Source organism: Rhizobium sp. SL86 (assembly GCF_026672545.1).
GTDB lineage: Bacteria > Pseudomonadota > Alphaproteobacteria > Rhizobiales > Rhizobiaceae > Neorhizobium.
On the sequence record NZ_JAPPRJ010000002.1, the window covers coordinates 1 to 24689 of the forward strand.

19 protein-coding genes are annotated in these 24689 nt (G+C 61.5%); 3 read left to right on the forward strand and 16 right to left on the reverse strand.

Going from position 1 to position 24689, the window contains the following annotated elements; all coding sequences use genetic code 11:
• The 11 genes from OU993_RS12300 to OU993_RS12350 all read right to left on the reverse strand — a co-directional run.
• On the reverse strand, window positions 1-810 hold an 810-nt coding region (locus tag OU993_RS12300), incomplete at its 3' end, for an ABC transporter ATP-binding protein (protein ID WP_268157744.1).
• Window positions 807-1817: a FecCD family ABC transporter permease gene (locus OU993_RS12305; protein WP_268159639.1), complete on the reverse strand. Its 1011-nt coding sequence runs from the start codon at window positions 1815-1817 to the stop codon at window positions 807-809. The genes OU993_RS12300 and OU993_RS12305, both read right to left, overlap by 4 nt.
• 107 nt (window positions 1818-1924) lie before the next feature.
• Entirely contained in the window at window positions 1925-3112 is a 1188-nt protein-coding gene (locus OU993_RS12310) for a FecCD family ABC transporter permease (protein ID WP_268157746.1), read from the reverse strand.
• Window positions 3109-3951, reverse strand: a complete 843-nt coding sequence (locus OU993_RS12315; protein ID WP_268157748.1) for a siderophore-interacting protein — start codon at window positions 3949-3951, stop codon at window positions 3109-3111. The genes OU993_RS12310 and OU993_RS12315 overlap by 4 nt, the downstream gene beginning before the upstream one ends.
• A 1-nt stretch (window position 3952) precedes the next feature.
• Window positions 3953-4921 carry an ABC transporter substrate-binding protein gene (locus OU993_RS12320; RefSeq protein WP_268157750.1) on the reverse strand — a complete coding sequence of 323 codons (969 nt, stop codon included), beginning with the start codon at window positions 4919-4921 and terminating at the stop codon, window positions 3953-3955.
• Window positions 4922-4932: 11 nt separating this feature from the next.
• Window positions 4933-7434: a TonB-dependent siderophore receptor gene (locus OU993_RS12325; protein WP_268157752.1), complete on the reverse strand. Its 2502-nt coding sequence runs from the start codon at window positions 7432-7434 to the stop codon at window positions 4933-4935.
• A gap of 154 nt (window positions 7435-7588) precedes the next feature.
• Window positions 7589-8623: a FecR family protein gene (locus OU993_RS12330; RefSeq protein ID WP_268157754.1), complete on the reverse strand. Its 1035-nt coding sequence runs from the start codon at window positions 8621-8623 to the stop codon at window positions 7589-7591.
• Window positions 8624-8706: 83 nt separating this feature from the next.
• The gene (locus OU993_RS12335) at window positions 8707-9213 is read right to left on the reverse strand and encodes an RNA polymerase sigma factor (RefSeq protein ID WP_268157756.1); all 507 of its coding nucleotides are present in this window, start codon (window positions 9211-9213) and stop codon (window positions 8707-8709) included.
• A gap of 149 nt (window positions 9214-9362) precedes the next feature.
• The gene (locus OU993_RS12340) at window positions 9363-10856 is read right to left on the reverse strand and encodes an efflux transporter outer membrane subunit (protein ID WP_326493838.1); all 1494 of its coding nucleotides are present in this window, start codon (window positions 10854-10856) and stop codon (window positions 9363-9365) included.
• 9 nt (window positions 10857-10865) lie between these two features.
• Window positions 10866-14033: an efflux RND transporter permease subunit gene (locus tag OU993_RS12345; protein ID WP_268157758.1), complete on the reverse strand. Its 3168-nt coding sequence runs from the start codon at window positions 14031-14033 to the stop codon at window positions 10866-10868.
• An 8-nt stretch (window positions 14034-14041) separates the two neighbouring features.
• Window positions 14042-15298, reverse strand: a complete 1257-nt coding sequence (locus tag OU993_RS12350) for an efflux RND transporter periplasmic adaptor subunit (protein WP_326493845.1) — start codon at window positions 15296-15298, stop codon at window positions 14042-14044.
• Window positions 15299-15601: 303 nt separating this feature from the next.
• On the opposite strand from OU993_RS12350, the gene OU993_RS12355 reads away from it, so the two are divergent.
• Together OU993_RS12355 and OU993_RS12360 are read left to right on the forward strand one after the other, a co-directional pair.
• Window positions 15602-16327, forward strand: a complete 726-nt coding sequence (locus OU993_RS12355; RefSeq protein ID WP_268157760.1) for a response regulator — start codon at window positions 15602-15604, stop codon at window positions 16325-16327.
• The gene (locus OU993_RS12360) at window positions 16324-17595 is read left to right on the forward strand and encodes an ATP-binding protein (protein ID WP_268157762.1); all 1272 of its coding nucleotides are present in this window, start codon (window positions 16324-16326) and stop codon (window positions 17593-17595) included. The genes OU993_RS12355 and OU993_RS12360 overlap by 4 nt, the downstream gene beginning before the upstream one ends.
• A gap of 207 nt (window positions 17596-17802) precedes the next feature.
• On the opposite strand, the gene OU993_RS12365 is transcribed toward OU993_RS12360, so the two are convergent.
• The 3 genes from OU993_RS12365 to OU993_RS12375 form a co-directional block, all read right to left on the reverse strand.
• Window positions 17803-19797, reverse strand: a complete 1995-nt coding sequence (locus OU993_RS12365) for a primary-amine oxidase (RefSeq protein WP_268157764.1) — start codon at window positions 19795-19797, stop codon at window positions 17803-17805.
• A gap of 66 nt (window positions 19798-19863) precedes the next feature.
• The gene (locus OU993_RS12370; RefSeq protein WP_268157766.1) at window positions 19864-20034 is read right to left on the reverse strand and encodes a hypothetical protein; all 171 of its coding nucleotides are present in this window, start codon (window positions 20032-20034) and stop codon (window positions 19864-19866) included.
• Window positions 20031-21470 (reverse strand): APC family permease, encoded by a 1440-nt coding sequence (locus tag OU993_RS12375; RefSeq protein ID WP_268157768.1) that lies wholly within the window; start codon window positions 21468-21470, stop codon window positions 20031-20033. The genes OU993_RS12370 and OU993_RS12375 overlap by 4 nt, the downstream gene beginning before the upstream one ends.
• A gap of 121 nt (window positions 21471-21591) precedes the next feature.
• On the opposite strand from OU993_RS12375, the gene OU993_RS12380 reads away from it, so the two are divergent.
• Entirely contained in the window at window positions 21592-22614 is a 1023-nt protein-coding gene (locus OU993_RS12380) for an AraC family transcriptional regulator (RefSeq protein ID WP_268157770.1), read from the forward strand.
• Between the two features lie 417 nt (window positions 22615-23031).
• On the opposite strand, the gene OU993_RS12385 is transcribed toward OU993_RS12380, so the two are convergent.
• Together OU993_RS12385 and fmdA are read right to left on the reverse strand one after the other, a co-directional pair.
• The gene (locus OU993_RS12385) at window positions 23032-23442 is read right to left on the reverse strand and encodes an FmdB family zinc ribbon protein (RefSeq protein ID WP_442792953.1); all 411 of its coding nucleotides are present in this window, start codon (window positions 23440-23442) and stop codon (window positions 23032-23034) included.
• Window positions 23432-24664 carry a formamidase gene (gene fmdA, locus OU993_RS12390; protein ID WP_268157775.1) on the reverse strand — a complete coding sequence of 411 codons (1233 nt, stop codon included), beginning with the start codon at window positions 24662-24664 and terminating at the stop codon, window positions 23432-23434. The genes OU993_RS12385 and fmdA overlap by 11 nt, the downstream gene beginning before the upstream one ends.
• Window positions 24665-24689: the final 25 nt, after the last annotated feature.

The following is a 24689-nucleotide window of genomic DNA, read 5'->3' on the forward strand; positions in this document are numbered from 1 at the left end:
CGCTTTTGGGACGATGAGGGGTGTTGCGGTGATAGGGTCTGGGATGATGATGGCGGGCAGGCCGAAGACGTCTTTGACCAGATCTTCGGTGACGATGGCGGACGGCCTTCCTTCGGCAAGGACCGCGCCGTCCTTCATGGCGATCAGGTGGGTGGCATAACGGCAGGCATGGTTGAGATCGTGCAACACGGCGACGATCGTGCGGCCTTCCGCGTTGAGATCGGCGAGCAGGTCCATCAGCTCGATCTGGTGGGCGATGTCGAGAAAGGTGGTCGGTTCGTCGAGCAGCAGGATCGGCGTTTCCTGCGCCAGCACCATGGCGATCCAGACACGCTGGCGCTGGCCGCCGGACAGCTCATCCACCAGCCGTCCGGAGAGATCCGTCACACGGGTTGCTTCCATCGCGGCGATGACGGCCTCTTCGTCGGCGCTCGACCATTGGCGGAAGAGGGACTGGTGCGGATAACGGCCGCGCGCCACCAGATCCGCCACCGTGATGCCGTCCGGCGCCGTGGAGGATTGCGGCAGAAGGCCAAGCCGGCGGGCGACCTCACGCGCCGGGATATCGCGCAGGCTGCACCCATCGAGGATCACCTGACCCGCCGATGGCACCAGCAGCCGCGACAGGGCTCTGAGCAGGGTGGACTTGCCACAGGCATTCGGCCCGACGATGACGGTGAAGGCACCATCGGGAATGGCAACGCTGAGGTTTTGCGAGATGGTGCGTTCGTCGTATCGCAGCGTCACCTCGTTTGCGTGCAGGCGGCCGGAGCCGGATGGGGAGATGGAGCCGGATGGGGACCTGGTCATTTGCGACCCTCGCGCAGGAGAAGAAAGAGGACGTAGATCCCGCCGATGCTCACCGTCATGACCCCGACGGGAAGCTGAACCCCGAACGCATGCTGGGCGGCCCAGTCGGCGGCGAGCAGCAGCAGCCCGCCGGTCAGCGCCGAGGGACAAAGCGCAACACCGGGCGAGCGGGTCAGGCGCCGGGCGATCTGCGGGGCGCAGAGCGCGATGAAGGCAATCGGGCCGGCCGTCGCGGTGACAAGCGCCGTCAGCGCAACGCCGACAAGCATCAGCAGGCCGCGGATGCGGTTCACATCGACGCCGGACGCACGCGCGCGATCCTCGCCGAGGTCCAGCTGGCGCATCGGGCGCGCCAGAACAAAGGTCAGCGGCAAAAGCACACAGAGCACCAGTGCGACGGGGAGAAGCTGCTCCACGCCAAGCCCGTTCAGCGAACCGGCGCCCCAGATGGCCGCCGCCATCGCCATCGGAAGCTCTGCCTCGCGGATCATCCAGGCATTACAGGCCGACAGCATGGCGGCAACACCGATGCCGACAATGATCAACCGAAAACCCTGCACGCCCTTGCGCCAGGCCAGCAGGTAGACGGCGATCGCGGTGAGCAGACCGCCGGCCAGCGCACCGAGCGCTGTCTCGTAATATCCGCCGGAGACCATGAGGATCACCATGAGCGCGCCGGTATGGGCGCCGGCGGAAAAACCGATGATATCGGGGGACCCCAGCGGATTGCGTGTCAGGCTCTGGAAGATCGCCCCGCTTGTGCCGAGTGCTGCGCCGAGCAGACCGGCCAGCGCCACGCGCGGCAGACGCCATTCCACCACGATCATCCGCACCATGTCCTCGCCCTTGCCCGCCAGCGCCCTCAGCACATCGGCAAAAGCGATGGGATAGGTGCCGCTTACGAGCGACAGGGCCGCAAGGCAGGCGATGAGAGCCAGCAGCAGCAGCAGAATGACCAGCGCACGGCCATCGAGCCGGAACGACAGGCGGCCGGACAGCAGGCGCACGGTCAAGGAGGGCCGACCGATATCGAGTTTTGCGGAATGGGAAGGCGAACGAGAACAAGAACGAAAGCGAGAACGAGGATAAGAACGAGAACGAGCCGATGGCACTGTCATAACCCGCCCGCCTGTCTGCGCCGGGCAAGCGCAATCAGCACCGGTGCGCCGAGAAAGGCGGTGACGATGCCCGCCTCCAGCTCGCCCGGATAAAGCACGAGCCTGCCGGCAATATCGGCTGCCAGCAGCAGGATGGGCGCATAGATCATCACCATGGGAATGATCAGGCGCTGGTCCGGCCCGGTCAACCAGCGCACCACATGCGGCACCATCAAACCGACAAAGCCGATCGGGCCGCAGGCGGCGGTTCCCGCACCGGCGAGAAGTGTCACGGCAACCAGCGTCAGGATGCGGGTGCGGACAAGGCTTGCCCCGAGCGCGCGGGCAAGATCCTCGCCGAGTGCCACCGCATTCAGCGAACGGGCGCTCATCAGCGCGATCGCAAGACCGAGACCGATACAGGGGGCGACGGCAACAACGACATCCATGTCGCGCCCGGCGACCGAGCCGATCGACCACTGGCGCATGGCATCGAAGGCCTGCGGGTTCAACAGCGTGACCGAAGAACCGATGCCGCCGAGCATGGCCGACAACGCCACACCCGCCAACACCAGGCGCACCGGGGTTACGCCACCGCGGCCTGCCATTGAGCCCCCCGCCATCCCGCCGCCCGTCATGCCTTCGCCCGTCATGCCTCCTGCCAATGCCAGCCCATAAACGCAGAGCGTCACCAGCACCGCACCGAGAAGCGCAAACCACAGATAAACGTTGATCGACTGAACGCCGAACAGCCCGACGACGAGCGTCACGCAGAAAGCCGCCCCGGCATTGACGCCGAGGATCCCCGGATCGGCCAGCGGATTGCGTGTCGCCGCCTGGATCAGCGCCCCCGACACGCCAAACGCCATCCCGCACAAAAGCGACAGCAGCGTGCGCGGCAGGCGGTAATCGACAATCACGATATGATCGACCAAACCGCCATCATAGGCAAAAAGCGCCTCGACCGCCGTGGAGACCGCCACCGGCCGTGCCCCCAGCACAAGGCTTGCCAGAAACAGGACCACCAGCAGCACAAGGCCGAAAAGAGCCATGACCAGCACCCGTGCCAGCCCCTCTGTCAGACCCTCTGCCTGACCCCGCCTGCCCCGGGCGGCCCGATCATCGGCATCGACCGACAGGACCATCTGCGCACCCTTCACAGCCCTCACGCTCGTCACACGCGTCACCCGCTTCACACGCTTCACACCCTGGCCTGCCCTTCGATCCAGTAGCCGACGGCATCGATGCGGCGTTTGTCGAAGGAGAGCGTATCGCGGAAATGTTTGCGGCACTCGGCCACCGCCCTGGCCTCGCCGGCGATGTAGATATAGCCCGGCCCTTCCGGCAATTGACGGATCTCGCGGGCAATGCGCGGCAGTTGCGTGTAACCCGGCCGCTCCGGATGCTGCCCGTGGCCGATGTGCCAGGTCATCTCAACATCAGCCGCCGTCTCGATCATCTCCCCGATCTCCTGACGATCGGCATCCGACGGGATCTCCACATGCACCACCGCCTTAAACCCTTGCGGCAATTCCTCCAGCACCCGGCCGACGGCGGGAAGCCCGGTGATATCCGTCAGCATCAACAGCCACCGGCTGCCCTTCGGCAACCAGAACCGGCCTTCCGGATTGCAGATGCCGACGACATCCCCCACTTTGGCCGCCATTGCCCAGCGGGCCGCAACACCGCCCTCATGCACCACCATGTCGAGCATCATCTCTGAGGTCTTTGCGTTCCAGCGGCGCACCGTATAGGGCCGGTTTGGCGCATAATCCGCCCCATCCGGCATCTCCCAGCGGCCACTCTCCCGCAACACCGGCAGCACCACCGGCGTCCCATCATCCGCCGGCACCGCCAGACGCACCCATTCATCCGGATGCCCGCTCACCAACAACCGCTCGCCGCCCTCCAGCCTCAACACCACCCGCATCATCGCCGGCGTCAGGTGCCCAATCGATACCACCGAGGCCAGGAAATTGTCCTCAACATAGGCCTCGTGATCGTGATCCTCGACGCCCGAAAGAGCCTGTGCGTTTGCGTGCATATCAACGTGCCTCCGAATTCCTGGCAGCGGCTTCCATGCGCGGAAGGAAACCCGGAAATGCGTAAGGAATGGCCAGAACGCTTGGCCAGGACGCGGCCCAGATCTCCGTCGGGTCATCGAGCGCGACATATCGGCCTTCTCGCACAGGCGAGAACATCTGGAACAGCCGCTGGCTTTCCAGGGCCTGGCGGGCACCTGGTTCGTACCACATGACCAGGAGATCGGCGGCAACGCTTTCCAGGTCTTCAAGGCTGGCATCGGCTGAAACATGGCCGCTGCCCGCCTTGGCAAGCCGCAAGACGCCGGGGGAAGGCCGCATGCCGATTTCAATCATCCAATCGACCCGTGTCTCGCCGGGAAGATAGACGACAATTCTGCTGCTTCCGGCAAAATAGGAGCCGAAGGTGAAGCTCTTGCCCTTCAGATCAGGATAGGCATCGCCATAGCTTCGCAAAAGGCGTTCGGTTTCGGCAATGAGCTGCCTCGCCGTCTCATCCAGTCCCAGGATCGCTCCGGCAATGTCCGTCTGCTCGCGCCATCCGGCTCTCCATGGCCCGCTGCGATAGGCAACGGTCGGAGCAATCCGGCTCAACCGCCCGTAGGAAACCGCGTCCAGTTGCGAGAAGACGCCGACAATGAGATCCGGTTTCAGACGCGCAATATCTTCGAAATCGATCATGCTGCCATCCAGAAGGACTGGCCTTTGTGCTCCGAATTTCTGCTCGCACCAAGGCGTCATGCCGCTCGCAAACATGCCGGAATAGACGATGGCAATGGGCTTGTGTCCAAGCGAGAGGAACGGCGCCTCGTCGCCATAGCCGATCGTGACGAGTCGCCGAGGCTGCGAGCGCAATTCTGTGCGCCCGAAGGCATGGTCGACAAACCGCGGGTAGGACCCGACTTGCGCCCGCGCAAAAGTCGGCGACAAGAGCATTGCCGCCGCAGCCTTCGCCAGGGCACGTCGTGTCACGGCGAACATGGTCAGAACTTGAACTTGGTGGCGACGCTGAAGCTGCGCGGCTCGCCGTAATAGCCTGTGTCGAAGTTTCCAAGACCGACATAGTACTTTTCGTTCAAGAGGTTCTTCACGTTGAAGGTGATGTCCACCTTGTCGTTCAGCGCGTACTTCGCCATCAGGTCAACCAGGAACACGTTCTTCTGGGTGATGTCTTCATAGACATTGGCCGGGCTCCAGACATAACCATAGATCTTGCTCTGCCAACGGACACCGCCACCGATGGTCAGCTTGTCCCATTCGCCGGGAAGCGTGTAGGTCGTATAGAGCTTGACGACACTTTCGGGCGCGGTCGTCTGGATGAACGAATAGACCCTTTCTCCATCCGCCTTGCGCGCATGGGAATAGGTGTAGCTGGCATAGATGTTCCAATCCGGCCTGATCTCGCCGGACGCTTCGAGTTCGAAGCCCTTGGTGGTCACGCCATCGGCGGCAGTATAATAATACTCTCCCGTATCGGGATCGATGCCGGCCGTCTCTGCAACGTTGTCCTGCTTGATCATGAACACAGCTGCACTTGTGTTCAGCCGCCCATCCAGAAGCGCAGCCTTCACACCTGCTTCGTAGCTATTGCCTTCCTCGGGATCCAGGTAGGCGCCGGTTACGGTTTGGTTCTCCTGCGGCTTGAAGATGCTGGTATAGCTCGCGTAAACGGAAACGCTGTCATTCACGTCGTAAATGACGCCAAGATAGGGCGTGAGTTCCCCTTTGGCCGAATACTGGCTGGCGCCACTCCAACTGGAGGACGCATTGTCGTAAGACCCCTTGTCATCGTAGTCATACCAACTGATACGGCTGCCCAGGACGAAAGACAGATCATCTGTCGGCCGGAGGCGGGTCGCGGCGTAGGCTCCGTACTGCGTCAGGCTGGTTTCATACCTGCCGGTCAGGTCGAAATCGGGCTCATCGGTGTTGCCGTCCCAGGTGAAGAAGTTTGGCACTGCCGGATCGTAATTCACGCCGCCATAGCCATACAGGGGCCCCTTGGTCGTTTTGCGCGATGCCGTTGCCCCGAACATAAAATCATGTTCTCGACCGAACAGCTCGATAGGGCCGGACAATTTGGCGTCGACAGTATCCTGAACCAGTCGGCCAACATATTTCCCGACATACTGGTAGACGCCCTCTCCCGTGACGGGATCAGGATAACCGCTGCCGGCGGAGCCAAGCACGCTGTCGTGTCCGTTGCGTCGGTGGTCATAGGTCAGGCTGGCCTTCCAGCCATTGTCGAATTCATGATCGAGCGTCGCGAAGATATTGCTGGTGTATGTTTCGCGCCTGCTCCAGTCGGTTGCAGGATTTGTCGATACGTCGAAATCGGTACGGCTGCCATCACTATAAAACATGGGCAGGCCCGTCCAACTGGAGCCTCGGGGCCTGTTGCGTTGATAGTCTGCACCGACCGACAAGGTTGTATCGTCGCTCAAGTCGGCTTCCAGAATGCCGTAGAGGGTGAATGATTTCTTCTCGTAATGGTCAAGATAGGATTGAGCATCTTCGAACGAGCCAGCCATTCGGCCCCGGAGCGTGCCGTCAGGATTGATAGGACCCGACAGGTCCAGTTCGGTCCGGTAGGCATCCCAGGACCCGGCAGTTCCGGTCAAAGATCCTTGAAATGTGTCTGTTGGTCGTTTGCGCACCAGATTGACGGCGGCTCCGGGGCTGCCTGCCCCTTGCATAAGACCATTTGCCCCCTTCACGATCTCGACACGATCATAGATCGTCATGTCGGGATTGCTGAGACCATAATCATAAACGCCCTCATTCTGAATGACGACGCCGTCATACTGGAACTCTCCCACGGTGAACCCGCGAGCGAGATACTCCGTCCGGTCGCTGTCATATTTTTGGACAGCGATGCCGCTTGCCGATTCCAGCGCGTCCTGCAGGCTCGTGCTGCCTTGATCCTCAAGACGCTGACGCGTCACGACCGTGACAGACTGCGGCGTTTCCCGGATGGAAAGCGGCAATCCCGTCGCCGTGCTCATCTGCGACGTCGTGTACGACCCCGTCCCCTCCGTCGTCGCCCCCTGCCCCTGCACCAGCACCGTCCCCAGCACGGTCGAGCCATCGGCACCCAGCGATGAGGCTTCGGCAGCCTCAGGCCTGATCAACGAGACGCTATTGCCGGAGAAGCGATAGGAGACGCCTGTGCCGGAAAGCAGTTGGGCGAGCGCCTGTTCGGGGGAATAGGTGCCGCGAACGGCGGTGCTGCGCAGGCCTTCGACACGAGCGACGTCGTAAAAGACCTGGATACCGGCTTTGTTGGCAAAGGACAGGATTGCGCTGTTGAGGTTCTGCGCGGGAATATTGAAGGCGATGGACTGTGGCTGGGCCGTGTTTGCGGATGCGCTCTGCTGCGCAAGGACCGGCGAAGCGGCAACCGACAGGCCGATGGCCAGTGTAACCACGCTAACCGTCGATCCGAGCCGCTGGCGAAGATCCTGGCTCCGGCTGCTGTGTCCCACCTTTACCCCCATTACAAAACCCTTTCGTCACTTTCGATTGCGCTGGCGGAAGGTTGCTTCCGCCGGTTCGCAAATGAGACGAATCCGCTCATGTTTTTCGGTAAGGTTTTTTTGACTTTTTTTGCTGCTGTCAAAAACCGCCCCTTCACCGGGGTCAGTAGAGCAGCGTCACGAGCGGCGGAACGGAGGCAGACCGGATGCCGAGTTCCTGTGTGATGGTGGCAAGCGCCCGGTCGAGATCCCTGGTCGAGAACACGCCGCTGACCGTGCGGCCTGCAAGTGTGGGATTTCCGATGACGATACGCCCTCGGCGATAGCGATTGAGTTCGGCCACGACATCGGCCAGCGGTACCCGGTCGAAAATCAGCTTTCCCTGCCGCCATGCAGCCGCCAGTTCGACATCCTTCTCCTGAACCTTGCCCAGACCGGTCCGTGCTGAATATTGGACGGATTGGCCGGGGGACAGAACGGCGCTGGCGGATTGATGTTCCGCGTCATTCAGGTTCACACGAACTTCGTGCTCGATCACCGTCACTTCCACCGCGTCTGACAGGCGATCCACCACAAACTGCGTGCCAAGTGCCGTCGCCGTTCCTTGCGCGCCCTCGACCACAAAGGGGCGGCTTTCGCCTCCCGCCTTGGGCGCAGCGGTAAAATAGGCAGCTCCCTCCAGCAGTTCGACGCGCCGCTCCCGATCGGAAAAATGCAAGGCTATCGCACTTGCGGACGACAGGTCCACGACACTGCCGTCCGACAAGGTCACGCTGCGCTGTTCGCCGGGCAGCGTCCGGTAGTCGGCAACCATCATGGTGATGGGGCTGCCGTACCAGAAACTCGAGACGCCGATTGCGGTGGCAAGACAGATCGCGGCCATGCCAGCACCCCACCAGATCGGTCTGCGGGGCGTGTGCGGCATGCCGGTTCCGGCGAGCAACCGTTGCGGCCCCGGCTTTGAGGAGACACGATCGGGGGACAGGGAGCCGGGGGCTTCACGCAGTCCCGCCAGCTCGGCCCAGGTGTTTTGCGCGAATTCAAAAGCCTCGGCATGAGAGACGCTTTGCGAATGCCAGCGCTGAAAGGATGCGCGCGCCTGCGCATCAAGCGGATCGCCGCCGAGCCGAATGACCCATTCGGCAGCTTCCGCTTCAATCTGTTCTTTGTCGTCTCGGTGTTCCACACTTCGGTCCATGTTCTTGCACCGCCACTTAGAAGCAGTCCAGAATGAGACGTTCAAGGCGTCCCTATCCGGTAACCTTCCCGCGCTTTTTCTCGCTATTGCGGCCGGAGCCGTTTGGTGACGTGCAACAGCGCCTTGGCCAGATGTTTCTGCACGGAGCTTTCCGAGATTCCAAGGCGTTCGGCGGTTTCGGCGTAACTCAATCCCTCGACCCGGTTCAATACAAAAATCTGCCGTGTACGCTCCGGCAGTTCCGCCACGATCGATCGCAGCCGATCCAGCTTTTGCCGGGAATCCGCCGCGTCTTCCTGCGAAGGGCGATCATCCGGTACGCTCGCCATATCGTCATGGGCGGCGGCATCCGTTTTCTGTCGCGCCTTCTGGCGAACGTAGTCCACGGCAAGATTGTGCGCGGTGCGATAGAGATAGGATCGCCCGTTCAGTACAACGGTACGCCCAGCCGGATTTTGCTCGGCATAACGCAGGAAAGCCTCTTGCGTCAGGTCCGCAGCGGTGTCGGCGTCCTTCAATTTTTCGGTGAGATAGGCCTGCAGTTCACGCCGATGCGCAAGGAACAGCCCCTTCAGCGTCTTGTCCGTCACGTTTGCTTTACAGCACTTTGCTGGTTGGGAAATTCATGAGGATCACTATCCGGTTTTGTTCCTGGTCGCAATCTCAACCGTGCGGAACATCACCTTGTTCTTCAAGCGCTGAAGGGCAGGCCGGCTGTCGTAAAGGCGCCGAAGCGGCCTTACTTCGGCATATGGGGGCCTTCGTTTCTGTCCACGACCAGGGGCTGGTCGGCATTGATCGTTCCGGACCAGCCGCCGCCCAATGCCTTGTTCAGCGAGATGAAATAGGTGGCGGTGTTAGCCGTGCTTTGGATGTAGCTTTCCTCGGCCGAATAAAGCGAGGTCTCTGCGTCCAAAACGTCGAGGAAATCAGAGGCGCCCGACTGGAAGAGGCTGCGCGACAGATCCGTTGCCTGCCGATAGCCGGCCACCGACTGCCGCAGCTTCTCCTGACGCAGCCGCGATTGGGTCATACCGATGATGGCGTTCTCGGTATCCTCCATCGCGGTCAGCACAGCGGACTGATAAGCGACAAAATACGTGTCGCGCGTCGCCTTCGCCTGATCGACGGCGGCCTTCAACTGCCCGCCCTGGAACAGCGGGATCGATACGCTCGGGCCGAGTGTCCAGCCGATGGTGGATTTGCGTGCCAGATCGGACACGCTGGACGCCGAGGTGGTGACATCGCCGGTGAGGCTGATCGACGGGTAGCGGGCAGCCTGCGCCACCCCGACCTTTGCCGTATAGGCCGCCAGTTCACGCTCCGCCGCCTTCACATCCGGCCGGTTGAGCAGGATCTCGGCCGGAATGCTTGCGGGCATTGTCCGCTTCGGCACGGGGATCGGCGCCGGCTTCTTTAGCCGCGCTTCCACCGCATCCGGCGTCTGGCCGATGAGAATGCCAAGCCGGTGCACCGCCTGCGCATAGGAAATGCGATAGGAGGGAATGTCGGCTTCGGTCGAGGCGGCAGTGGCGGCGGCCTTGGCAACGTCCACGCCCGTCGCCTCACCGGCCTCGAACTGCCGTCTGGTCAGCGCCAAGACCTGCAACTGCGACGTCGCCGAACGTTCCGCCAGACTGACCAGCGCCTGATATTCGCGCGCCTCGACATAATAGGAGGCGACGTCTCCAACGAGGGTGACAAGCGTCTGCCGCAGCGTCTCTTCCTCGGCTTCTTCACTGGCACGCGCGGCTTCCAGCGACCGCCGGTTGCCACCAAACAGGTCGATCTCCCAGCTGGCATCGAAGCCGGCCTTGTATTGCGTGTTATAGGCCGCATCGCCATCGCTGACACTGCGGCTGCGCGTGGCGCTGTCGGACTGGCTGAGGCTCGGCAGCAGGGCGCCTTCGGCGTTGCGTGTGGTGGCGCGCGCCAGCCGCAGATTCGCCTTGGCCGTGGCGACATCGAGGTTGCCCTTCACCGCCTCCTCGACCAGATCGTTCAGCAACGGGTCGCCAAGCCCCTTCCACCAGCCGGCAAGCTGCGTCGGCTTCAGCGGCTCCTTGCCCTTAGATGCGGTCCAGTTCTTCAAGAAGGCAAGATCCGGTTTCGTGTAATCCGGCCCGACGACACAGCCGGCGAGCATGGACGTGGCAAGCAGCACGGCCAGTTGGGCGGTTCGCACAGTCATGCGGCGGCCGGAATGTCTGAGGTCAGCATCGATCATCGTCATGGCAGGCTTTCAATGGCTGGGTGCGGAAGGGGTGTCGGCAGCAGGCGTACTGCCCGCTGTCTCCTCGTCTTCGATTGGCCCGACATGCCCTTTGAAGACCTGGCGTACGGCGACGAACAGGAGCGGGATCAGGAAAAGCCCGAGCACGGTCGCAGAGATCATGCCGCCCATCACGCCGATACCGATGGAATTCTGGCTGCCTGAACCGGCCCCGTTGGCCGTGGCAAGCGGCAGAACACCAAGGATGAAGGCAAGCGAGGTCATCAGGATCGGTCGCAGGCGCTGGCGCGACGCCTCCAGCGTAGCCTGGATGATGTCCAACCCGCGCCGCTGCTGCTCGATGGCGAATTCGACGATCAGGATCGCGTTCTTTGCCGCAAGGCCGATTGTGGTCAGCAGACCGACCTTAAAATAAACGTCGTTGGATTGACCAAAAAGCTTCGCTGCCAGCAGCGCACCCAAAACCCCGATCGGCACCGAGAGCATGACGGCGAACGGGATCGACCAGCTTTCGTAAAGGGCCGCAAGCGCCAGGAAGACGACCAGAATGGAGATCGCATAAAGCTGCATCGCCTGGCTGCCCGACAGCCGCTCCTGCGCCGAAAGTCCCGTCCATTCGTGCGAGAAGCCTTTGGGCAGCTTGGTGACCAGCGCGTCGATCTCGTTCATCGCGTCGCCGGAGGAGACACCGGGCGCGGCAGAGCCCTGGATTTCCACGGCCGATGAGCCGTTGTAACGCTCCAGGCGCGGCGAGCCGAAAGTCCATTGTCCATCGGCGAAGGCTGCGAAGGGCACCATCTCGCCGTCGGAATTTTTCACGTACCAGCGCTTCAGATCTTCCGGCTGCATACGGGAATCCACGTCGCCTTGCACATAGACCTTCTTGACGCGACCACGGTCGATGAAATCGTTGACGTAGTCGCTGCCCCAGGCCGTGGCGAGCGTGGTATCGATGTCGGACAGGTCGAGATTGAAGGCGCTTGCCTTGTCCTGATCGATCTTGATCGAATATTGCGGCGTGTCATCCTGGCCGTTCGGCCGGGTGCCGACAAGCTTATCGCTTTTTGAGGCCATGCCGAGCAGCTGGTTTCGCGCATCGATCAGCTTCTGATGACCGGCGCCGGTGACGTCCTTCAGATAGAAGTCGAAGCCTGCATTGTTGCCGAAGCCTGGAATGGCAGGCGGCGCCAGCGCAAAGACATTGGCATCGTTGATCCTCGCAAAAGCGACGCGGGCACGCTGCGCAATCGCCTGGGCTTTCGCCTGCGGCGTCTTGCGCTCGGCAAAATCCTTGAGCTTGATGAAGGCGATGCCGACATTCTGCCCCTGCCCGCCGAAACCGAAACCGACGACGCCCATCACCCCGGCGACATAGTCTTTCTCATCGTTGAGATAATGGTCCGTCACCTGCTGCAGCACCTTCAGGGTGCGGTCGGCGGTCGCGCCGACCGGAAGCTGGACGCTGGTGATCAACGTGCCCTGATCCTCTTCCGGCAGGAAGGAGCTGGGCAGACGGTTGAACAGGAACGCCACGCCGCCGACGATCAGGACAAAGAGCGCCAGGAACACGAAACGCCGCCGGAGGATGCCGCCAACCCCCGTTTGATAGGCGCGCGTGCTGCGATCGAAGGCGCGGTTGAACAGGCCGAAAATACCCTTGCTCTTGGCATCATGGCTAGGCCTCTTCAAGATCGTGGCACAGAGCGCCGGCGTCAGGACGAGGGCGACCAGCACCGACAGCAGCATGGCCGACACGATGGTAACGGAGAACTGCCGGTAGATGACACCGACGGAGCCGGAGAAAAACGCCATCGGAATGAAGACCGCCGACAGCACCGTCGCAATGCCGACCAGCGCCCCGGTGATCTCCCCCATAGACTTGATCGTCGCCTGACGGGGCGAAAGCCCGTCCTCCTCCATCACGCGCTCGACATTCTCCACCACGACGATCGCATCGTCGACCAAGAGGCCGATCGCCAGCACCATGCCGAACATGGTGAGCGTGTTGATTGAATACCCCAGTGCGGAAAGAACGCCAAAGGTGCCGAGCAGCACCACCGGCACGGCAAGCGTCGGGATCAGCGTCGCCCTGAGGTTCTGCAGGAAGACGAACATGACCACAAAGACGAGAACGATCGCCTCGAACAAGGTCTTGACGACTTCCTCGATCGACAGTTCCACGAAGGGCGTGGTGTCATAGGGGTAGACGACCTCCACATTCGGCGGCAGCGTGTCCTTCAAGCTGTCGATGGTGGCGCGCACCGCCTCTGCCGTATCGATCGCGTTGGCACCGGAGGCCAGATTGATGGCGAGACCAGCCGTCGGTTTGCCATTGTAGATGCTCGACGTGTTGTAGCTTTCCGCGCCCAGCTCGACAGTCGCCACGTCGTTCAACCGCACCAGCGAGCCGTCGCTGTTGCTCTTCAGGATGATGTTCTCGAACTGCTCGGGCGTCTGCAGGCGGCTCTTGGCGGTCACCGTCGCATTGAGTTGCTGGCCCTTGCGCTGCGGCAGCGCACCGAGTTGGCCAGCCGCGACCTGCGTGTTCTGCGCTTCGACGGCAGCCGTGACATTGCTGATCATCAGATCATATTTTTGCAGCTTGTCCGGATCGACCCAGATCCGCATGGCATAACCGGAACCGAACAGCTGCGTGTCGCCAACGCCTGCAACGCGTTTGATCGTATCGTTCAGCGTACTGTTGACGTAGTCGGCGAGGTCGGTCGTGGTCAGTTTGCCGTCGGTGGAGACGAAGCCAATGACCATCATGAAGTTGGAGCTGGACTTGCTGACCGTGAGGCCGGTGTTCTGCACGCTCTGAGGCAGCTGCGATTCCACCAGCTGCAGCTTGTTCTGCACCTGCATCTGGGCCACGTCCGGATCGGCCGCATTGGTGAAGGTCAACGAGATCGAGGTCTGCCCATTCGACTGGGAGGTCGAGGTCATGTAGTCGAGATTGTCGATCCCGGTCATGCCCTGCTCGATGATCTTGGTCACCGAGTTTTCAACGGTCTGGGCATCCGCGCCGGAATAGGTGCCGGAAATACGTACCGTGGTGGGCGCGATCTGCGGATATTGAGAGACAGACAGCGTGCTGATCGACAGCAGGCCGGCCAGCATGATCACGATGGCGATGACCCAGGCAAAGATGGGCCTTGCGATGAAGAAACGGGACAAGGATCACCTCAATTGAAGGAATGCGTGGGGGCGCCGGCATCCCCGGCGGGTACGGCAAGCGCCATCTGTTTGATGTCGCCGGTTGCCTCGTCGATCTCGACCTCGCCCGCCGTCACCGTCTGACCGTCGCGAATGCGCTGAATGCCTTCAACGACGACACGGTCCCCGTCGGCGACACCACCGGCCACCAGCCAGTTATTGCCTACGCTGCGGCGCACCGTCAGCTCGCGCTGATGCACCGTTCCATCCGCATCGACGAAGAAGGCAACCGCCACACCCTTCAGATTTCGGGTCACGGCACGCTGCGGCACAAGGAAACTGTTCGGGGCGACGCCCTCCTCAATGGTGGCGCGGACATACATGCCCGGCAGCAGAAGACGGTCGGGGTTCGGGAAGGTGGCGCGCGCCGTCACCGTGCCGACGGTCGCAGCGACCGAGGCTTCGGCGAACTGGAAGGTTCCGGCCTGCTCGTAGCGCGAGCCGTCCTCCAGCCGAAGCGCGACGGAGACATTGGTGCCGGAGGACCGGATCTGGCCGCTGGCAATGGCGCGGCGCAGTTCCAGCAGATCGGTGCTCGACTGCGTGACATCGACATTGATCGGATCAAGCTGGTTGATCGTGGCCAGCGCCGTTGTCTGCGCTTCGGTCACAAGCGCGCCGACCGTCACGGAGGAGGCATCGATACGTCCGGAAATCGGCGCGCGGATCTTGGTGTAATCGAGATTGATGCGGGCGGAATCGACGGCGGCCTTTTCGGCGGCAACTTCGGCCTGGGCCTGCGCCAGCGTGGAGGCCGCATCGTCGAGATCCTGCTTGCTGACCGCCTCCTGCGAGGTCAGGCTGCGATAGCGGTCAACCTTGGCCTGGGCGCTCGGCACTGCGGCCTCCGCCTTTTTCAGGGCCGCAACGGCGCTGTCATAGGCCGCCTGATAGGCCGCCGGATCGATCTCGTAGAGAACGTCACCCGCCACAACCTCGCTGCCCTCCTTGAAATTGCGGGCACGGATGATGCCGGTGACCTGCGGACGGACTTCCGCTACCAGCGAGGCGGCGGTGCGCCCGGGCACATCCGCCGTCAGCACCACAGATTGCGGATGCAGCGTCACGACGCTGACCTGGGCGCGGACATTGGCCGTGGGTGGACCACCCTGCTGAGCACTGTCGCTGCAGCCGGCGAGGCCGATCATCGACAGGACGGCAAGAGCCGCAGGCAGGTACACCAAACGCTTGGGAAAGGCGCGACGGGAAGACAGGCGGAGTGACATCGACACGGGGACCGTTCCAACGGAAAAGAATGCGCCGACGGGAGGAAGAGGATCGTTCCCGTCCAGCACCAGAAAGCGAAGGGTCGGCGCCACCACCGTGGCATGCCGCCCCCAGCCGGTTACTGGCCCTGTCTTACATGGCTCTCGTTTCCGAGTTTGGGCTGCTTGTGTCTCAACGTGTCTCGGGTCAGGATTTTTGTAACTGAATGTTTCCACGAACCGGCGAGAAACATTGGGTTACAATTTTTCTGAACGTCCCTTCCGCCAATCGGCTAGGCAGAGGCGGAGAGGAAGGGAAATCCCATGAATAGCAGCGGCCACATCCTGATCGTTGATGACGACCGTGAAATCCGCTCTTTGCTGTCGCGCTATCTGGGCGAGCAGGGCATGCGCGTCACCGTGGCGGCCGACCGCAAGGAATGTGAGGCGATGGTCGCCGCCAGCAAGCCGGACCTTGTGGTTCTCGACGTGATGTTGCCGGATGGATCGGGCCTCGACATCTGCCGCATGCTGCGGGAACGGCACCCGTCGCTTGCCATCATCCTGCTGACCGCCCTCAAGGAGGACGTCGACCGCATCATCGGGCTGGAGATCGGTGCAGACGACTACCTCGGCAAACCTTTCAACCCCCGCGAGCTCCTGGCCCGCATCAAGGCCATTCTGCGGCGCATGACACATGCGCCGGAAAGCCCGGCGGCCGCACGTCATTATTTCTTCGAGGGCTTCGAGGCGAACCCCGCCCTGCGGCTCGTGCGCCACGAAAGTGGTGGACACCTGGACCTGACGGGCGCCGAATTCGACCTCCTGCAGGTCTTCCTCGAACGCCCGGGACGCCTTTTGTCGCGTGACCAGTTGCTGGACCTGACGCAGGGCCGCAACCGCGACCCAATGGATCGGTCGATCGACGTTCTGATGAGCCGGCTGCGTCGAAAGCTCAACGAGCATACAGAAACGATGATCTTCAAGACCGTGCGCAACGGAGGCTATCAGCTGACCGTGACGGTCCGAACCCTTGCGACCGGACGATGAAATCGCTCTACCACCGCATTGCCGTCCTTCTCGTCCTGTCCATCGTCTCGGTGGTCGGTCTTGCCACCTTTGTCGCGAGCCGGGTGCTGGAACCGCCCGACGCTGCGGAAATTCTGGTCCCTCTTGCGTCGCAGATGCGTCTCACGCTGACCTTGATCGACCTTGACCCGCAAAAGGCGTTTGATGCGGGAGTTCAACTGGTTGACCAGCCGCCAGCCGGCGAACTTCATGAACGTTTGACAGAGGGCCTGAAGAAATTGCTGGCGGCAGAGGGCATCCATCTGCCGGCGGAGGTCATCAAGACGGAGAATGTTCCACCTTTGATGGCCCTGCTTCGCACTCCGAAGGGTAATTGGGCAGTCTTCAGCATTCCTCATCGGACACCACCCTCCGACTGGCTTATCGTACTCGGCGGATGGATGCTCCTCATCGTCCTGGGGAGCCTTGCGATCTCCTTCCTTGTGGCGTCCAAGATAACCCGGCCGCTTGAGATCCTCGAGGGCGCAACGGAACGAATTGGGAAAGATGGCCTTTTGCCACCGATTCCGGAAGATGGGAGCAGGGAGGTGCGCACGACTGCGCGCGCACTGAACCGCCTAAGCGAACGTCTGCGGCTCGCTCTGGAAAGCCGGATGCGGCTCGTCGCGGCAGCCGGTCATGACCTCAGGACACCGTTGACGCGCATGCGGTTGCGCGCTGAATTTGTGGCCGATCCTGAAGAAAGGACGAAGTGGCTGTCCGATCTGGAGGAACTTGACCTCATTGCAGACAGCGCCATCGGGCTCGTGCGCGAAGAAACATCCGATCGCGGACCAGAGCACATCCGGCTTGATATGATCGTGGCCCTGGTTCAGGAGGAACTGGATAAATTCGGATTCAAGGCAGATTTCGCGCGTACGACGCCGGCAACCGTCATCGGCCAGCCCCTGGCATTAAAGCGGGCCCTCCGCAATCTGGCCATGAATGCGGCAATCCATGGCGGTGGCGGGACACTTTTCGTTGATGTAACGCCAACCCATGCGATTTTGACAATCGAAGACAATGGTCCAGGCATCCCGGATCATCTGATTTCGCAGGCGTTCGAACCATTTTTTCGCGTTGATCCCTCTCGCCGCAAGACCGCCCCGGGGGCCGGCCTTGGCCTTGCGATTGCCAAGGAGATTATCAATCGGTTCGATGGGGAAATATCGATCGCCAATCGTCCAACAGGCGGACTTCAGCAGATTATCCGCTTTCCACTCGCATCACCATCCGACGAACAGATGTAACTTTAACTCATCATCCGGAGCAGGTTTCACGGCCTCCACCGGAAAGCAGCGCTAACCGAAATTCCTGTTCGGCTTTCGTCCTGGAGGCCGGACTGTGGTCGCGGTGCGGTCGTTTCGTCACCGCTATTCTGTTCCCGGCATCGGACCGTTGAGCCAAGGGAAAGGCCCGATTTCTCGTCGGGCCTTTCCGTTTCTCTTTCCGGTGTTTCAGTGGCAGCAACCGCTCTTGGGCTCGTCTTTCGCGCTACAGCAATCCGCCGTGCGATTGTCCCTGCTGTGGCTGTTCCTCTCGGCCGGCAGATCCATCGCGATATTGGCGTCGAAGAAGCCGTTGGGCTTCAGGGTAAAGCCTGCATATTCGACCGGCATGATCGGAAAATCCTCCGGTTTGCAGACATGGGTATGGCCGAAGGAATGCCAGAGAACCAGGTCGGCATTCTCGATATTGCGGTTCTGGGCAACGTATTTCGGCAGGCCTTCGCCACCGGCATTGACGTTCGGGTAGTCGCCAGACGCATATTTCTCTGCCGGATCGAAAGCCGTTACCCAGATGTGCTTCTTTGCGAAGCCGCCGCGCTGGGCGACCGTCGAGCCGTCCTGTGCCAACATCAGCGGGCTCGGCATCACCACCATCTTGTAACCCGGCGCCTTGCCGACGCTGTTTTGCACATTCGGGTTCTGCACCTTCCAGTAACGACCGGTTTCGCCATTGGCGGTGGAGGGCGAATCAAGCTCACGCTTCAGCACTCTGGTCTTGGTGTCGAAGACATTGCCATAAGGGTTGTCGTCTCCCCAGGGGCGGGGCACGAATTCATGCTCGGTCACGGTATTGCCGCCGCCGTCGACATCCATATGCAGGCGGGCATTGAAGAAATGCTGGTGTGTCGGGCCGCCGAGATCGTCGTCTACCATGCCGCCCCAGGCATAGGTTTCGCCGGGGGCGACCGCGGCGGTCTGGATGATGCCGGTGAGCTTGGCCTCCAGCTGGATCGTGCCGTCCTGGTAGAGATACCAGTAAAAGCCGTAGTCGTAGTTGCCGACCGTAGCAAAGAAGGAAATGACGAGGCGGCGCGAGCGGCGGACCTCGAAGATGCCGTTGCGGAATTCGTAATGCTTCCAGAGGATGCCGTAATCCTCCTCATGCATGCAGATGGCATTCTTCATCACCATCGGCTGGCCGAAATCATCCGCCGAGGGCACGTCGAAATAATGGATGTGGCCCAGGCAGTCGCAACCCAGTTCCAGGCAGTTGGCGAGACGGCCGAGGCCATATTCGCCAGCGTCGAAGGCGCTCTTCCAGAAGTGGTTGGAGGTCGGATCGGCATAGGGCACGACCATTTCCGTCACCGATGCACGGAAGACGATCGGACGCGTTTTGCCGCCGTCCTTGATGCCGAGTTCGTGCAGCACCAGGCCCTCGCGCGGGGTGAACCCGACGCGGAAAGACCAGTTCTGCCAGTCGACCTTCCAGCCATCGACGGTAAAGCTCGGCCCTTCCGGCTGGACGATATCGAGCGGCTTCAGGCCTTGGCGGGTTTCCGGAAAGGCTTCCTGGCCGTAATTGCGCTTCTTCTTGCGGACCGGGATGATCTTCTCGTCGTCGACGAGATCGACGACCTTGTTCTTCACGAGGTCAACAACAGCCACCACCCCTTCGATCGGGTGGGAATAACCGTTATCCCTGATGTCCTCTCGCCAGTAGGAGACGGCGCGCACAATGCGCTGGCCTTTTTCGAATTCCAGGCCGAAATAACCGGATGAAAAGGGATCGATCTGGACGAGCGGAATGTCCTCGTCGGTGATGCCGCGCTTTTTCACGGCTGCAACCCAGCGCGGATCGGATTTCACCGTCGCCTCGACGGTTTCGAATTCGCAGAGCATGACCGGCGGCTGACCATAGGGCAGTGCGTCATGGGCGAGACGCTTATGCTCGATGACGTGTTTGGCGGTAAGATCGACGATGCTTTCATGGGTCTCGCCGGTGGTGATATCGAGCGAGAGAATGAAAGCGAGACGCGGCAGGGGGGTGCCCTTGCGGAAATCCGCCATGTCGGTCTTGGTCGGCTCTTCCAGCCGGATGATCGGGAAACGGATGGTTTCGGAAAGCGCCGTCTCGTCTTTGAGGATGGCAACGGCTTCCGCGATCTCGGAGAGGCTCAAGGGATCGAGCGGGTGGAGGATGGTGTCGACGACGGCGTCCATGGAACAGTCCTTTGGCAATCGGGGGATATGAGGGTGGCACCGGAACTTGGCACCACCCGTGTCGTGTCAGCCGCGGCCGGCGCAGATCTCGGTCTCGATCGCAGGCATTCCGTGGATGCAGAAGATCCGGCAGAAGGCATGAGCGTCCGTGGCAAGCAGGATCGTCGCGGCGGTCAGGACGACCAGGGCTGCGGCGAGCACGCGGTCAGTGGCGGGAAAAGTCCGGAGCGCGGTCATTCGAAGGCCTTTCCGAGCGAAGCATAAAGTTCGGGTTTCGCCTTCTTGATCTGCATCGCGAACGCCGCCCCCAGCAGGCCGACCAGCACGATCAGATAGGGGAAGGACTTGACGATCAGGCTTTCGGACCCGGAGAGCAGCGACAGATTGGCGATGACCAGCGCGAGCGCAGCGATCAGGCCGGCAAGGCCGAGGGCCGGAGCAATCATCGTCGTCCAGATGCCATGGTTTGTCTTCACCTTTCGGAAGAACAGCATGATCGCCACGGAGACCAGGGCCTGTACAGTCAGGATGCCGATGACGGCAAGCGCCGACATCCAGGAGAAGACGACCGCATAAGGATCAGCTCCGGCGAGAATGAAGAGCACGAGCACGATGGCCGCGATGGCACTCTGCAGCATGCCGGCAACATAAGGCGAACCATGCATCGGATGCACCTTGCCAAGCAGCCTGAAAGCCAGCCCCTCGCGGCCGAGCGCAAAGAAATAGCGGTTCAGCGTGTTGTGGAAGGAAAGCACGCAGGCAAACAGACTGGTGATCAGCAGTATGTTCATCACCTGCGACGCCCAGGATCCCAGAATGCTGTCGGTGGCAGCGAAATAGAAGGCTTCGAGGCCGGCCTCGGCGGTCGGCTGCACGGCGGTGGGGCCATAGAACTGCACGATGGCCCAGGTGGAGAAGGCATAAAAGACGGTGATCAGCAGCACCGCAACGTAAGTGGCGCGCGGTATGGTCTTTTCCGGATTTTCCGCCTCTTCGCCGAAGATCGCTGTCGCCTCGAAGCCGATATAGGAACCGACGACGAAGACCAGCGCCACGCCGAGACCGGGCGCAAAGACGGTGGCAGGCGAAAACGAGGTGAATCCGAAACCTTCCGGTCCGCCCCCGGCAGCCACGATGCCGATGTCGAGCAGCAGAAGGATGGCGATTTCGGCGATCATGCAAACACCGAGGATGGCGCCGGAGAAGGCGATGTTGCGCTGGCCACAGACATGCACGATCACGAGGGCTGCGAAGGACAAGAGCCACCAGGGTAGATCCGCGACGGGCGCCATGGCGCCGGCCATGAAGACGCCGAAGAGCCCGTAAACGGCAATCTGCACTGCCGAATAGGTGACCAGCGCCATCAGCGCGCCGCCAACACCCGCCGGCTTGCCGATGCCGTGGGTGATGTAGGTGTAGAAGGCGCCCGCTCCGCCAACATGGCGGCTCATCGCGGTGAAGCCGACAGAAAACAGCAGATAGAGAATGCCGGCGAGAACGAAGGCACCGGGCACGCCCGCACCGTTGCCGAAGGCAAAAGCAGCTGGTGTTGCGCCAACCACGGCCGTCAGGGGCGCGGCAGCGGCAACGACGAAAAAGACGATATGAGCGAGGCCGACGGAATTCTTCGCCAGCCGGTCTGTCGGACCATCCACAGTCGATTGTAATGTCATGGGAACCCCTCTTTTGCTTGATTTTCGTCAAGAGGGTAGGCGCGACACTTTGGCCCCGAAATTGCACTTCATGCCATTGAATCGATAAACCGCGCCACGCGGCCGTTTCAGGATGGCGAAAATGGCAGTTGCACCGCGAATGAACAGGCCGATGCCCGCAATTTCATCCATTCGGGCATCGGTACTCGCCCCGCTCGTCGAACACATCGACCGACGCAGCGGCAAAACCGACCTTCTGCTCGCGTCACACGGCATTTTGCGCAGCCAGTTGGAAGATCCTTATGCGATGATCCCGATGGCGCGTTACGTCGCCATCTTCGAAGAGGCCGCCCTGATCACCGGCGAACCCTCGCTCGGCGCCAGGCTCGGAACCCTGTTTAAACCCAGCGATATCGGCCCGATCGGCGTGCTCTTTTCGATCTCGGGCACGATCCGGGCCGGTTTCCAGCGGCTGGCCAAATACGTCAACACGGTGCAGAGCGCCACGAGTTCCGGCGTCTTCGAAGAGGACGGCAATCTGGTCTGGAGCTATCGGCTGGAAGATGCCCGCATGTGGCCGAGGCGGCAGGACAGCGAATTCTCTGTTGTCGCCTCCTGCCAGCTCGTGCGCTCCTGCTTCGCCAAGAGCTGGAAGCCGCTGGAGGTGCATTTCGAGCATGTTCCGCCCCGGGATCGTAGCGTGCTGGAGCGCTTCTTCCGCTGCCCGCTGAAGTTCTGTGAATCCGCCAACCGGATCGTCGTCGCAGGCAGCGATGCTGCCCGTCTCTATCGCCAGGAGGACGCCGGCCTGTCGGCCGTGCTCGAACGGCATGTGGCGGAACTTGTCGGCAAGACGGTGGCGCCCGACAGCATCAGCGAACGGGTACGTGCTCTGATTGGCATCTATCTCGGACACAAGCCGATCACCTTGCCCGCAATTGCCGCCGAAATCGGGATTTCGGTGCGCACCCTGCAGCGTCGTCTCGCCGAAGAAGGGACGTCACTGCGCCACCTCGTGCGCGAAACCCGTGAGACGATCGCCGCCACGCAGCTGGAGGCGCATGTGCAAAGGGCGCGGGTCGCCGAGATCCTCGGATATGCGGATTCCACCGTTTTGTGGCGGGCTCGCAAGTCCTGGGAACGACATCTCGACCGACAAGAGTAGCACGGAGAAAGCCGCCTCTCCCAGTCGGGACAATACGAAACGCAGCTCACTGGATGCCGACCGGTACTGACCCGCCAAAAACCCGGCCCCCTGTTGTGGCAGGACACTCGACCACCCGAATTCGGAGACGGCTGACAGTCCCGAACTGGGCGACGCCTCCGCCGCATGGCTGACTGCCATGCCGACATGATGACGGCAGCAGGTGTGATGTTTGAAAGGCATGATCATTCAGCTGGTTTGTTTTCACCACCGCCGTCTATGTCACCGCTGATAAATGATCCGTTCGCCAATGCCCCTCCCGAAACGATGGAACAATCCCGTCAATCGGTCCGTCCAGCAACCTCCGAATACGATGTAGCGCAACGAGGCGGAGTGGCAGGCTAGCCAACTTGCGCGGGTGACAACTCTCGCGGTGTTCTAGTGACTGATCATCCAGGGCCTGGACGACGGAAAGGTTTTGGCACCATCGGCGCGGTAAACAGCCTTTGACGGCTTCGTGCCGCAACAGGCGCAGCCGGGACCGTGCCCGAGCGATTTCGATGTCTTCGGCGCGTGCGATGCGCGCTCATTCGTGCTGATGGCTGTGCGGGTGGCACCGTCCATCAGGGCGAAGAAGGGCGTCGAGAAGAACGCGCGCGGCGCCATCGTCCCGCAACTGGGGCAAGCACAGGGTTCGGCGGAAACGGACATCGGCCGGTTCTCGGTAAAGCCACCGCAGTTCGGGCAATTATAGTCGTAATTCGGCATGGCATCTGATCCTTGATTTCGACCGAGGTAAAAAATGGGAGGACGAGGCAAGCCCCGCCCCCCCTCCACCTCAAAGGTCATGGGCAAGCGGTACGTCGATCTTGCCGTCGAGGTGGATCTTCGGTCCGTCTGCGCCGGGCTTCATGTCGAACTCGAAGATGTCGAGCGGCAGCCACAGGGTTGCGCAGGCGTTCGGGATATCCACCACGCCGGAGATATGGCCCTGGACCGGAGCGGTGCCGAGAATCGCATAGGCCTGCGCCCGCGTGTAGCCAAACTTCGTCAGGTACTCGATGGCATTCAGGCAGGCCTGCCGATAGGCGATATGCACGTCGAGATAATGCTGCTTGCCACCCTCATCGACCGAGATGCCCTCGAAGATGAGATAGTCATCATATTTCGGGGTAATCGGAGACGGGCGGAAGATCGGGTTCTTGATCCCGTATTTGGCCATGCCGTCCTTGATCAGCGTCACCTTGATATGCAGCCAGCCGGCCATTTCGATGGCGCCGCAGAAGGTGATTTCACCATCGCCCTGGCTGAAGTGCAGGTCGCCCATGGAAAGGCCCGCCCCGTCGACATAAACGGGGAAATAGATCTTCGAGCCGCGCGACAGGTCCTTGATGTCGCAATTGCCGCCATGTTCGCGAGGCGGCACCGTGCGGGCGCCTTCGGCGGCTGCCTTGTCGCGTGCCTCGCCCTTCAGGCTTCCCATATGGGCAGTCGGCCCGCCGTCCGGCAGCGTCGCCAGTGCCGGCACCCGCGACGGATCGGTATCGAACAGGGCCTTTTCGCGGCTGTTCCACATGTCGAGCATCTTGTGATCCGGCAGGCAGCCGATCAGGCCGGGATGGATGAGGCCCGCATATTTGACCCCCGGCACATGCCGAGACGAGGTGAACATGCCGTGGAAATCCCAGATGGATTTCTGCGCTTCCGGGAAATGTTCAGTCAGGAAACCGCCGCCGTTCTTCTTCGAGAAGAACCCGTTGAAACCCCAGAGGCTGTTGTCGAAGGCACCGATGTCAAGGATGTCGACCACCAGAAGGTCACCGGGTTGGGCCCCCTTTACCCCGATGGGGCCGGACAGAAAGTGCACTTGTGACAGGTTCACATCGCGGACATCCGCCGCGTCGTCGTCGTTCTTGATCTGGCCTCCGGTCCAGTCATAGGTCTCGATGCGAAAATCATCGCCCGGCTCAACCCAGCAGGCCATGGGAATATCCGGATGCCAGCGATTGTGGATCTTCTCGTTGGTATAGGGCGACTCGCTGAGGTCGACCTTGATCAAGGTTTCGGGCATGTCAGCTCTCCTTCCAGGTGAAGCG

Bases quoted from the DNA above. Each gene is read 5' to 3' on its own strand.
- OU993_RS12315 (WP_268157748.1), bottom strand. From the start codon at position 3,951: ATGCACGCAAACGCACAGGCTCTTTCGGGCGTCGAGGATCACGATCAC.
- OU993_RS12330 (WP_268157754.1), bottom strand. From the start codon at position 8,623: ATGGACCGAAGTGTGGAACACCGAGACGACAAAGAACAGATTGAAGCG.
- OU993_RS12340 (WP_326493838.1), bottom strand. From the start codon at position 10,856: ATGACGATGATCGATGCTGACCTCAGACATTCCGGCCGCCGCATGACT.
- OU993_RS12350 (WP_326493845.1), bottom strand. From the start codon at position 15,298: ATGTCACTCCGCCTGTCTTCCCGTCGCGCCTTTCCCAAGCGTTTGGTG.
- OU993_RS12355 (WP_268157760.1), top strand. From the start codon at position 15,602: ATGAATAGCAGCGGCCACATCCTGATCGTTGATGACGACCGTGAAATC.
- OU993_RS12360 (WP_268157762.1), top strand. From the start codon at position 16,324: ATGAAATCGCTCTACCACCGCATTGCCGTCCTTCTCGTCCTGTCCATC.
- OU993_RS12365 (WP_268157764.1), bottom strand. From the start codon at position 19,797: ATGGACGCCGTCGTCGACACCATCCTCCACCCGCTCGATCCCTTGAGC.
- OU993_RS12370 (WP_268157766.1), bottom strand. From the start codon at position 20,034: ATGACCGCGCTCCGGACTTTTCCCGCCACTGACCGCGTGCTCGCCGCA.
- OU993_RS12375 (WP_268157768.1), bottom strand. From the start codon at position 21,470: ATGACATTACAATCGACTGTGGATGGTCCGACAGACCGGCTGGCGAAG.
- OU993_RS12380 (WP_268157770.1), top strand. From the start codon at position 21,592: ATGGCAGTTGCACCGCGAATGAACAGGCCGATGCCCGCAATTTCATCC.
- OU993_RS12385 (WP_442792953.1), bottom strand. From the start codon at position 23,442: ATGACCTTTGAGGTGGAGGGGGGGCGGGGCTTGCCTCGTCCTCCCATT.
- fmdA (WP_268157775.1), bottom strand. From the start codon at position 24,664: ATGCCCGAAACCTTGATCAAGGTCGACCTCAGCGAGTCGCCCTATACC.